Origin of the sequence: Agromyces binzhouensis, from assembly GCF_004135055.1 — a bacterium.
In the GTDB taxonomy this organism is placed as follows: Bacteria; Actinomycetota; Actinomycetes; order Actinomycetales; family Microbacteriaceae; genus Agromyces; species Agromyces binzhouensis.
Genome location: NZ_SDPL01000067.1, coordinates 1 through 10,895 on the forward strand (window position 1 = coordinate 1; position 10,895 = coordinate 10,895).

Here is a 10,895-nt window from a genome sequence, read left to right on the forward strand (position 1 = left end):
CGCCGCGCCGCGCGACCGAGCCGACGCGGCCGGGGTCGGGGCGCGGGGCGGACGCCGCGGCATCCGTCTTCGCCTCGGCGGCGGCACCCTGGAGGGTCGGGTCGATCGTGGTGGTGTCGAGTTCGTTCGTCATGTCGGAGTCCTATTACTGTACCGGCTGGACGGTAGAGTATCAGATGCCGCCGACCGTTCCCCTCGCTACCATCGGAGCCATGAGCCGACCCCCCGCCGCCCGCGACGCCGTCCTCGACGCCTTCGAGCGACAGCTCATCGACGGCGGCGTCCGCGCGGCGACCCTCGACGCGACCGCCCGGGCCGCCGGCGTGTCCAAGGGCGGGCTGCTGTACCACTTCGCCAGCCGCGACGCACTCATCGAGGGCGTGCTCGAGCGGTTCTCCCAGCTCGTCGACGACGACATCGCCGTGCTCGAGGGCGCGCCCGAGGGCGCCATCGCGTACTACGTCCGGAGCTCGATCTCGCAGGACAGCCCGCTCGAGCGCGCCGGCGTCGCCGCCGCACGGCTCGCGCAGGCCGGCAGCGCGCCCGCGGTGCGGATGATCCGCGACGTCCGCGACCGATGGCTCCGCGCCATCCGCCGTCACGTGCCCGACCCCACGATCGCCCTCGCCGTCACGCTCATCGGCGACGGCCTCTACTACGACTCCGCCCTCCACGGCGTCGACCCCGAGATCGGCGTCGACGCGCCGCACGGCGCCGACATGGACGCCCTCGTCGCACTGCTCGAGCAGCTCGCGCACGGCAGCGCCGGCGGGGCGGCCGACTGACGGTCGACGTCAGCGGCGCGGATCGCGTGCCGGCCGCCCGCGACGAATCGCCCGGTGACGCCGAAGGGCGGCGGGTCGCGCGTGCGACCCGCCGCCCCGCGGCATCCGTCTCGGACTAGGACTCGGTGATGTCGATCTCGACGAGCACGTCGGCCGCGATCGCCTCGCCGACCCGCTCGAGCACCTCGGCCGGCACCGGCGAGTCGACCGTGAGCACCGACAGCGCCTGGCCGCCCGCCTCGCGGCGCGCGATCTGCATGCCGGCGATGTTGATGCCCGCCTCGCCGAACTCGCTGCCGTAGACGGCGACGATGCCCGGGCGGTCGGTGTACTGCATCACGATGTGGTGGTCGGCGATCGGCACCTCGACGTCGTAGCCGTTGATGCCGACGAGCTTCTCGGTCTGCTTCGTGCCGGTGAGCGTGCCCGACACCGACACCTGCGTGCCGTCGGCGAGCGCGCCGCGCAGCGTGATGACGTTGCGGTACTCGGGGCTCTCGGCATCCGCGATGAGGCGGACGGCGACGCCGCGCTGCTCGGCGAGGAGCGGCGCGTTGACGTACGACACCGACTCGCTGACGACGTTCGTGAAGACGCCCTTCAGCGCGGCGAGCTTCAGCACGCTCACGTCGTAGTCGACGAGCTCGCCGTGCACCTCGACGTCGAGGCTCTCGAGCGGACCCTGGGCGAGCCCGGCGAAGAGCTGGCCGAGCTTCTCGACGAGCGGGATGCCGGGGCGCACGTAGGGGTCGATGATGCCGCCCGCGACGTTCACGGCGTCGGGCACGAGCTCGCCCGCGAGCGCGAGGCGCACCGACTTCGCGACCGAGATCCCGGCCTTCTCCTGCGCCTCGTCGGTCGAGGCGCCGAGGTGCGGCGTGACGACGACGTTCGGGAGAGCGAGCAGCGGCGACTCCTTCGGCGGCTCCTGCACGAAGACGTCGAGGCCGGCGCCCGCGATGGTCTTCGCGACGAGCGCGTCGTGCAGCGCGTCCTCGTCGATGAGGCCGCCGCGCGCGACGTTCACGACGAAGGCCGTCGGCTTCATCTTCGCGAGCTGGTCGGCGCCGATCATGCCCGTGGTCTCCGGCGTCTTCGGCATGTGGATCGTGATGAAGTCGCTCTGCTCGAGGAGGTCGTCGAGCGTCACGGTCTGCACGCCGAGCTGCTGCGCGCGCGCGGCCGTGATGTACGGGTCGTACGCGATGACCTCGACGCCGAACGCCTGCAGGCGCGCCGCGATGAGCGCGCCGATGCGACCGAGGCCGATGATGCCGACCGTCTTCTCGTAGAGCTCGGTGCCGGTGTAGGCCGAGCGCTTCCACTCCCCCTGCGCGAGCGCCGAGTGCGCGGCGGGGATGTGGCGGGCGAGGCTCAGGATGTGGCCGACCGTGAGCTCGGCGGCCGAGATGATGTTCGAGGTCGGGGCGTTCACGACCATGACGCCCGCGGTCGTCGCGGACTTGATGTCGACGTTGTCGAGGCCGACGCCCGCACGCGCGATGACCTGCAGCTTCGGCGCCGCGGCGATCGCCTCGGCGTCCACCTTGGTGGCCGACCGGACGAGGATCGCGTTCGCGTCGGCGAGCGCCGCGAGCAGCGCCGGACGGTCGGTGCCGTCGACGTTGCGGACCTCGAAGTCGGGCCCGAGGGCGTCGACGGTGGCGGGCGAGAGTTCTTCGGCGATCAGCACGACCGGCTTGGTCACGGACGGATCCTCACTGCGTTCGGGGATGCGGTGCGTGCACCGCGGGACGTCGCGCCGGCGTCGTCGGGGCGCGGATGACGCGGCCAGCCTACTTCAGGGGTATCGCGCCGCCCGAATCGTGTGACGTGCGCAGACGAGCGGCTGCATCCGGTGCGGCCGCTCAGGCGAGCAGCGCGCCCGGACCGAACAGGAGCAGGATGTCGAGGTAGAGCAACGCCGACACGGCCAACCCTGCAAGGTAGAGGGCCGCCTGCACGGGTGCGCTGCGGCGCCTGCCGAGGAGGAAGGCGATCGCGAAGAGCGCGACCGGCAGGAGGATCGCGAGGATCAGGACGATCCAGCCCGTGGCGCTGAGGGTCGTACCCAGGGCCGAGGCGACGCCGGCGATTCCCACGAGGTTGCCGACGGCCTCCCACGCGTCGTACGCGAAGAACAGCCCGAACGCGATCGCGAGCGCCAGTTCGAGCCAGAACGGCGTGCGACGGGCCCGAGCGGTCGCCGCGGAGCCGGTGCCGGCCGGGTCGGTCGAGGCGGGCTCGGTGCTCATACGGTCACCCCCGCCACGAACGGAACGGGCAGCAGGACGACGGCGCCGACCGCGAGCCAGGTGAACCGCAGCGGGACCCGCCCGCGCGTGAGGGCGAACGCGACCGCGAACCACATCGCCGGGGCGATCACGGCGAGCGCGAGACCGAGCGCGAACATGAACTGCCCGACCGGGTCGGTCGCCGTGTTCGTCACTCGGAGCACCGTGAGGATCCAGCCCAGCGTGTAGAGCAGGAACACGCCACCGAAGACGCCCAGCAGCACCAGCTCGGCCGAACCGATCTGCGGCCCCGCAGGGGTGCCGTCCGCGCTCGTGGATGCCGCGGCATCCGTCGCCTCGTCATCGCCGTCGCCCGCCGCGTCGCCAGGCGTCGTCGGGTCGCCGACGCGCTTCCACCCGGGCGCGAGCGTCGCGTCCTCGTCTCCCTCCCAGCGGAGGGCATCCTCATCGTCGCCGTCACGGCCCATGTGATCACCCTATCGACGGCCGTGCCCGCCGAACGCGCAGTGGGGCCGGCCGGAGCAGACCCCACTGCGCGGGGTGGAAACGTATGGACCCGAGAGCGAGCGACCTCGCTCGATCGCACGCGAGTCAGCGTCCGTTCAACTGACTCGGGTAGTCGTCGACCACTGCGGCAGATCCAGCCGCCATGCGGGCGCGCACGAGAAGCTCGTTCACGTAGCGGTCGGCGGCCTCATGAGACGAACCGCCCGCAAGCTCAGCGCGGACGAGCAGCTCGCTCACGTAGCGGTCGGCGGCGGAGCGCACGAGCGCCTGGTGGAGGTCGGGTCCGGCCACGGCGCGGGTCACGGCCTGGCCTGCCGCGCCGTCTGAGAGCGACGCGTTCTCAGCGGTCGCGCATCCGGCGAGGGTGGCCGCCAGTGCCAGGAATGCGGCAGTGGCGGTGAGGCGAAGGGTGCTGGTTGCGGTGTTCATGCCATCCACGCTGCGCCGAGCAGGTATGCGGTCGGCCGCCAGGGGTATGCATCCGGTATCCGGGGTATGCGTCGATCATTGACGGAGGCCACGCGGAGGCGAACAATGCGGAACATGGGCGTCGGCATCTTCGGCCCGCTCGACATCGAGGGGGTCTCGCTCAGCCCAAGGGAGCGAACCCTGCTCTCGGCGCTGCTCCTCCGTGCCGGGAGGCCCGTGACGACCGACGAACTCGCCGAAGCCCTGTGGGGCGACGAGCCGCCCGCGACATGGACCAAGCAGTTGCAGGCGTCCATCGGACGAGTACGGACGGCGATCGGCCGGAACGCCGTCGTGACGACGCCCGGCGGCTACGCAGTGCGCATCGACCCCGAGACCGTCGACGCCGAACGGTTCGAGCGCTTCGCCGCGTCCGCCCGAGAGCACCTCCGGGACGACCCGGCTCGTGCTGTCGACGCCGCGGAGCGGGCACTCGCGCTCTGGCGCGGCATCCCGTACGCGGACCTGTCGGCGTGGGCACCGGCGATCGTCGAGTCGCAGCGGCTCGAGGAACTGAGGCGTGACACCGAGGAGGTTCGGCTCGATGCGCGCCTGCAGCTCGGCGAGCACGCGTCGTGCGTCGGCGATGCGGAGCGGCTCGTCCGGGAGGCCCCGCTCAGCGAACGCCGCTGGGTCCTCCTCGCGACCGCGCTCTACCGGAGCGGCCGTCAGGCCGACGCACTGGCCGCGATCCGATCGGCCCGTGAGCGACTGGCTGACGAGCTGGGTGCCGATCCGGGCGCCGAACTCGCCGATCTCGAGATCGCGGTCCTGCGACACGACGATTCCCTCGACCTCGGCGACGCGCCGAGCGCCTCGAGCATCGTGTGCCCCTACCGCGGCCTCCAACCGTTCGGCGTCGACGACGAGGACGAGTTCTTCGGCCGGGACGCCGACATTCGGAGCGCACTCGCTCGGCTCACCCGATCGACCTTCCTGGCCATCTCCGGGGCGTCGGGAAGCGGCAAGTCCTCGCTGGTCCGGGCCGGCGTGGTGCCCGCCTTGCGACGGCGCGGAGATCACGTGACCCTGCTCTCGCCCGAACGCGACCTGGACGTGGGCATCCGCGATGCTGCGGAGGGCGCCGGGCGGGCGAACGTGGTCGTCGTCGACCAGTTCGAGGAGGTGTTCCACGCCGGCGAGGCCGATGTCGATGCTGCGGCCCACGCGATCGCCGACGCGGCTGCGACGGGCACGACCGTCATCGTCGTGGTCCGATCGGACTTCCTCGACGAGTGCGCCGCCCACCCCGTCCTCGCGCCGCTCGTGGCCGAGGGGGTTCACCTCGTGGGACCCATGTCGCCGGAGGCGCTCCGCGACGCGATCGAGCAGCCCGCTCGTCGAGCCGCGCTCCGGCTCGAGCCGGGGCTCGTCGAGCTCATCCTCCGCGATGTCGGCGGGGAGGCCGGCGCTCTGCCGCACATGTCGCATGCCCTCGTCGAGACCTGGCTTCGACGCGAGGGGGCGACGATGACCGTCGCCGGATACGAGGCCTCGGGTGGGATCTCAGGCGCCATCGCACAGTCGGCGGATCGGCTCTACCAGTCGATGGACCCCGGGCAGCGGGTGATCTGCCGTTGGATCATGCTGCGCCTCGTGACGCTGGCATCCGACGGGAGCCCGGTCCGCCGCCGGGTGCCCTCGAAGCCCCTTCGGTCGGATGCCGCGCGCGAGCAGGTGCTCACGATGCTCTCGCGCGCACGTCTCGTCCGTGCGGAGGCGGCGGCCGTCGAGGTGGCGCACGAGTCGCTCGCGACGGCATGGCCGCGCCTCCAGTCGTGGCTCGAGGAGGACGGAGAGAGCGCGCGGCTCCTCACCGCCGTCGCGGTCGCCGCGGAGGCGTGGAATGCGGCCGGACGGCCCGACGATGACCTCTACCGCGGTGCTCGGCTGCAGGCGGCGCTCGAGTGGCGCGATGCGTCGCCACGGGGACTCACCGACGTCGAGTCGGCATTCCTCGATGCGGCCTCGACGCGCGCCTCCGCAGAGCAGACACTGCTCTCCGAGCGTGCGCGCCGCGACCGGCGCCAGAATCGGCGGCTTCGCACGCTGCTCGCCGTCGCGGGCGGGCTCATCATGCTCCTGGCCGGAGCGGGCTCGGTGGCGGTCCTCTCATCCCGTGAGGCGACCGCCCAACGCGACAGCGCGGCCATCGAGGCGCTGGTCGGGACGGCGCTCGCGCTCCGGACGTCCGAACGGGACGTCTCCGCGCTGCTCGCGGCGGAAGCGTACCGACGGTGGCCAGACGAGCCTCGGACCCGATCCGGGCTCATGGGCGTCCTCCAGGGCGCCGGCGGATTCATGGGCAACGCCGTCGTGGCGTCGAGCGGGACAGCGTACGGGCGCCTGATACCCGGTACTGAGGATGCCCTGGTCGTCACGACGGAACGCGGCGCAGCGATCAGGGACACCGTGACCGGTGACGTTCGTCGTGAACTCGAACTCGGGTTCGACCCCGGCCCGATCGGCCCCCGCCCGCTCGTCGCGATCAGTCGCGACGGCCGGATCGGAGCAGTGCTCTGGCCCGCGGAGACGCAGTTCAGCGGGGTCACGTGGTACGGAACCTCGCCGCAGTCGGATCTCGTCGTGTTCGACCTCGAGCGGGGTGCGCGCATCGTCGGACCGACCCGGATCCAGGCCGGGACCGGTGCGCTCGCCGTCGACGGCACGGGTGCCACCGTCGCGATCGCCGATGCACGAGACGGCGCGGTGACACTCGTATCGCCGATCGACGGACGCACGCGCCCGGTCGCCGGGGAGACGACGACCCGTCTCGAGCGGGACACCTACGCGGCCGCACTCGCGTTCGACGGCCGAGACCGACTGCTCGTCGGGCGGATCGACGACCGCGTCGACGTGGTCGATGCGGAGTCCGCGACCGTGCTCACCAGCATGGCCGTGCCCGCCGGCTCCGCGCACGTCGCGATGGCGACCGGCGAGTCGGGCGTGGTCGTCGCCTCCGGCGATCGATCGCTGATCGCGTTCGACGCCGATGGCGGGCGGCTGCGCTGGACGACGGGCATCGTCCAGCCGTATCTCGCTCCGTGCAACTGGCTCGCGATCTCGGAGGTCCTGCAGCGCGTCTACTGCGGAAACCTCTTCGGCAGGATCGCCGTCTACGATCTCACGGACGGTGCGCCGCTCCCCGACGAGGAGCTCGGCCCGCTGTATGGAGCCGTGGGCACGATCGACGTGCGCGCCGACGGAAGCGGCCTCACGACGATCAGCGCGAGCAACCCCGTCGTGTCACGATGGCAGCTCGACGGCAGCGGCCCCGGACGCCGGCTCGTCGCCCCCGAGGAGATGGTGGTCGGCCCGTATGCCTTCGAGGGGTCCCTGGTCCTGATCGCGCCGCAGGCCGCGGCCTCCGAGGACGGGGATCTCCGCGACGTGTCGGTCCTCGACACCGAGACCGGTGAGGTCGTGTACCGGTTCGACCGGCCGGTGAGCAACCCGGGATGGGCGCAGGACCGCCGACTCTACGCACGGCACTCCGACGGTTCCCTCTTCCGCATCATCGACCTGGCCACCGGGGAACAGGTCGGCGACGACCTCTGGAACATCATCCGCTTCTGGCCGTCGCCCGACGGCGCTCGACTCCACGCGGCACGCACCGACGGCAGGCTCCAGGAGTTCGACCCTGCGACGGGTCGGCCCGAAGGCGGCTCCTGGCGCGTCGAGGGGTTCCCGCTCTGGCTGTCCGTCTCACCCGATGGCGAACGTCTCGCGGTGACGCACTGGATCACCGGGCCGAGCTTCGGTCGGGAGGATGCCACGCTGAGCGCACGACGTGACACGCGCCTCGCCATCGTGGCGTTGGACGATCACCGAGTGATGTCGGACCATCCGTTCGATGCGTCGGCCCACGTCCTCCTCGCGGACGGCGACCTGATCGCGATGGAGGACAACCGGATGGGACGATTCGAGACCGATCCGTTCAGCCGGACCGGAACCGTCCCCGGGGCGGCCGGCGGATTGATGGAACCGACCCTCAGCCGCGACCCGAACACGATGCTCGTGCTCGCTGCCGACGGCAGCGCACTGCTGTACGACGCCTCGCGGGGTGAGCGCATCGGCGATCCGGTGCGCACGGACAGCCGCACACTGGCGCCCTCGGTTCTCCGTCCCGACGGGCTGGAGATGGCGGTCTCGATGCCGGAGGGCGTCGTCGTGTGGGACATCGACCCCGAGCACCAGTTCGAACAGGTCTGCCGAATCGCCGGACGCGATCTCACCGACACCGAGTGGCGCACCTACCTGGGCGACCTCGACGACCGCCACAGCACGTGCGGCTTCGGCTGAGTCGGCGCGAACGCCGACGGCGGGGGCGACCTCCTCCTCGGGCACGGCGCAGGAGCACCAGCGCGGGGTGGGTGAATTCATTCTGCTCATTCGCGCACGCCGTTCCGGACCCCGGAATCACCGCATGGGGGGCCGCTCGGATGGGCCCCGCCACGCGGTTGCCCGGATGCCGTCCTCCGGTCGGGAGCGGCTCCGTGGGATCTGGACCGATCAGCCGCAAGCTCCCGCCGCGAGTCGCTCGGAGGTGTCGGCGGTCACGAGCGGCCGCTGCGCGAGTGCGAGGACGGCGCACTCCTTCACGGTGCGGGGCTGGCGACCGGTCGCGGCGGCCATCCGCTGCTCGATGCGGTCCGCGGGGAGCCCCGCGAACTCCTGGGCCAGGGCCTGGCGCCGCTCCGCCTCCCGGAGGATGGCCTCCTCGAGGCGGTCGGCCGGCGCAAGGTGGGACAGGTACGCGGGCCGCTCCGCCCGGGCGCCCGCCGACACCCCTCCACCCTGGGTCTGCGCGCCGGTCGCACAGGCCGAGAACGACAGGGCGACTCCGACGGCGGCCACGATCCCGGCCGAGGCGCGAACGATGCGTACGCGGCGGTTCCCGTTGCGAGTGTTCATGATGCTCCCTTCGGCCGGAACGATTCCGGCGTTCGCATTCACGCTCGCAACCGCGGATATCGGCGGACGATCGGTCGATATCCGTGCGATATCCGTTGGGAACGGGCACAATTGACCGTTACCTGAGATTGTCTCGATACTTCAGGCATGAGCATGCGGATTCTCGGCCCGATGGACACCGGCGGCCCTTCGCTGAGCCCGAGGGAACGCACCATCCTCACCGCGCTCATCGTGCGACGAGACGCCGTGGTCTCCCCCGCCGAACTCGCCGAGGCGTGCTGGGGCGAAGCGCCTCCGGCCACGTGGGCGCAGCAGATCCGCAACGCCGTCGCGAAGATCCGATCGAGGCTCGGCGCCGAGGCCGTGCGCACGGTCGGCGTCGACTATCGACTCGGGATCGAGCCCGGCGCGATCGACGCGGTGGAGTTCGAGCAGGCGGTCGCGCAGGCCCGGCGGCAGGCGCTGCAGGGCGCGCACGATCGTGCGGCGGCGGGCTTCAGGAAGGCGCTCGCGCTCTGGCGTGGCGCTCCACTGCCTGACGCCGCGGACTGGCCACCCGCCGTGATCGAGGCCGCCCGCCTGGTCGAGATCCGCAGGAGCGTCGAGGAGGAACTGCTCGACGCCAGGCTCTCGGCCGGCGAGCGAGGCTCCGTGATCGCCGACGCCGAGCGCCTCGTACGCGAGGAGCCGCTTCGCGAGCACCGCTGGGCGATCCTCGCGCTGGCGAACTACCGGGCCGATCGGCAGGCGGAGGCGATCGCGGTCATCCGCGGTGCGCGAGAGCGGCTCGCCGGGGACCTCGGCATCGATCCGAGCCGAAGCCTCGTCGAACTCGAGACGGCCATGCTCCGGCAGGACCGGAACCTCGAGGCACCCGAGGTCGTGCCGGGCGAACGCCAGGTCGCGGCATCCTGCCCCTATCGGGGACTCGTCGCATACGGCGACGACGACCGCGCGCTCTTCTTCGGTCGCGATGCCGACATCGAGGAGGTCCTGGCGCGCTGCGGTCGGCAGTCGGTCGTCTCCGTCGTGGGGCCGAGCGGGTCGGGCAAGTCGTCGCTCGTGCGCGCGGGCGTCGTGCCCCGACTGCGCGACCAGGGCCGCAAGGTGGTGATCGTCACGCCCGGCAGTGCGGGCGCCGAGCAGCTGCGGGCGTCGTTCGGGGACGGCGCGGCGGTGGTCTGCATCGACCAGGCCGAGGAACTCCGCACGCTGCCGGACGACGAACTCCGCGAGGTCGGCGTCCGCTCGGCCGAGTGGGTCGAGCGGGGCGGATGCCTCGTCCTGGCCCTGCGCTCCGACTTCATCGACTGGGCGACCGGCATCCCGTCGCTCGGGACGCTCATCGGTCGCGGCCTGTACGCGCTGCCGCCCCTCGGCGAGGACGGCCTGCGGGAGGCGATTACCCGGCCCGCCGAATCGGCGGGACTCGAACTCGAGCCCGGCCTCGTGGAGCTCATCCTTCGCGACGCAGGTGGTCGGCCCGGCATCCTCCCGCCGCTCTCGCACGCACTCGTCGCCACCTGGACCAGGCGCGAGGGCGCGACCCTCACGGTCGACGGATACGAGACGTCGGGGGGTATCGCGGGCGCGATCGCCCTGTCGGCCGAGCAAGTGTTCCGGGGGCTCTCGCCGACCCGCCAGGAGGTGTGCCGGTCGTTCATGATGCGCCTGGTCGAACGCACGCCGGAGGGCGTGACGGTGCGCCGCCGGGTGCCGCTGGCCACGCTGAGCTCGAGCCCGGAACGGCGTGCCGTCGTCGAGGCCCTGGTGCAGGCGCGCCTCGTCACCATCGACGGCGACGCCGCGATCATCGCGCACGAGGCGGTGGGCACCACCTGGCCGCGTCTTGACGGGTGGCTGACCGAGGACGCGGCGAACGCCCGCATCCTGCGACGGATCGAGGCCGCCGCAGCCGCGTGGGACGCGGCGGGGCGCCCGCCGGACGACCTGCTGCGCGGCGCCC

Annotated in this window: 8 protein-coding genes; 3 read left to right on the plus strand and 5 right to left on the minus strand. The window is 72.1% G+C overall.

Annotated elements, in window-relative coordinates; translation table 11 throughout:
* Positions 1–212 precede the first annotated feature (212 nt).
* The gene (locus ESO86_RS05590; RefSeq protein ID WP_129233944.1) at positions 213–785 is read left to right on the plus strand and encodes a TetR/AcrR family transcriptional regulator; all 573 of its coding nucleotides are present in this window, start codon (positions 213–215) and stop codon (positions 783–785) included.
* 115 nt (positions 786–900) lie between these two features.
* Here the strand turns inward: ESO86_RS05590 and serA are convergent, their stop codons facing one another.
* The 4 genes from serA to ESO86_RS05610 form a co-directional block, all read right to left on the minus strand.
* The gene (gene serA / locus ESO86_RS05595; RefSeq protein ID WP_129233946.1) at positions 901–2,493 is read right to left on the minus strand and encodes a phosphoglycerate dehydrogenase; all 1,593 of its coding nucleotides are present in this window, start codon (positions 2,491–2,493) and stop codon (positions 901–903) included.
* A 160-nt stretch (positions 2,494–2,653) separates the two neighbouring features.
* Positions 2,654–3,040, minus strand: a complete 387-nt coding sequence (locus ESO86_RS05600) for a bacitracin resistance protein (RefSeq protein WP_129233948.1) — start codon at positions 3,038–3,040, stop codon at positions 2,654–2,656.
* On the minus strand, positions 3,037–3,507 hold the full coding sequence (locus ESO86_RS05605; RefSeq protein ID WP_129233950.1) for an Asp23/Gls24 family envelope stress response protein: 471 nt from the start codon (positions 3,505–3,507) through the stop codon (positions 3,037–3,039). The genes ESO86_RS05600 and ESO86_RS05605 overlap by 4 nt, the downstream gene beginning before the upstream one ends.
* Before the next feature lie 124 nt (positions 3,508–3,631).
* The gene (locus ESO86_RS05610) at positions 3,632–3,976 is read right to left on the minus strand and encodes a hypothetical protein (RefSeq protein WP_129233952.1); all 345 of its coding nucleotides are present in this window, start codon (positions 3,974–3,976) and stop codon (positions 3,632–3,634) included.
* A gap of 114 nt (positions 3,977–4,090) precedes the next feature.
* On the opposite strand from ESO86_RS05610, the gene ESO86_RS05615 reads away from it, so the two are divergent.
* Positions 4,091–8,317 carry an nSTAND1 domain-containing NTPase gene (locus ESO86_RS05615; RefSeq protein WP_165307358.1) on the plus strand — a complete coding sequence of 1,409 codons (4,227 nt, stop codon included), beginning with the start codon at positions 4,091–4,093 and terminating at the stop codon, positions 8,315–8,317.
* 210 nt (positions 8,318–8,527) lie between these two features.
* Here the strand turns inward: ESO86_RS05615 and ESO86_RS05620 are convergent, their stop codons facing one another.
* Positions 8,528–8,929, minus strand: coding sequence for a hypothetical protein (locus ESO86_RS05620; protein ID WP_129233956.1), 402 nt, complete (start codon positions 8,927–8,929; stop codon positions 8,528–8,530).
* 147 nt (positions 8,930–9,076) lie between these two features.
* Between ESO86_RS05620 and ESO86_RS05625 the strand changes: the two genes are divergently transcribed.
* Positions 9,077–10,895, plus strand: a 1,819-nt coding sequence (locus ESO86_RS05625) for an AfsR/SARP family transcriptional regulator (protein ID WP_207207024.1), incomplete at its 3' end; no start/stop codon positions are given.

Bases quoted from the DNA above. Each gene is read 5' to 3' on its own strand.
- ESO86_RS05590 (WP_129233944.1), top strand. From the start codon at position 213: ATGAGCCGACCCCCCGCCGCCCGCGACGCCGTCCTCGACGCCTTCGAG.
- ESO86_RS05600 (WP_129233948.1), bottom strand. From the start codon at position 3,040: ATGAGCACCGAGCCCGCCTCGACCGACCCGGCCGGCACCGGCTCCGCG.
- ESO86_RS05605 (WP_129233950.1), bottom strand. From the start codon at position 3,507: ATGGGCCGTGACGGCGACGATGAGGATGCCCTCCGCTGGGAGGGAGAC.
- ESO86_RS05610 (WP_129233952.1), bottom strand. From the start codon at position 3,976: ATGAACACCGCAACCAGCACCCTTCGCCTCACCGCCACTGCCGCATTC.
- ESO86_RS05615 (WP_165307358.1), top strand. From the start codon at position 4,091: ATGGGCGTCGGCATCTTCGGCCCGCTCGACATCGAGGGGGTCTCGCTC.
- ESO86_RS05620 (WP_129233956.1), bottom strand. From the start codon at position 8,929: ATGAACACTCGCAACGGGAACCGCCGCGTACGCATCGTTCGCGCCTCG.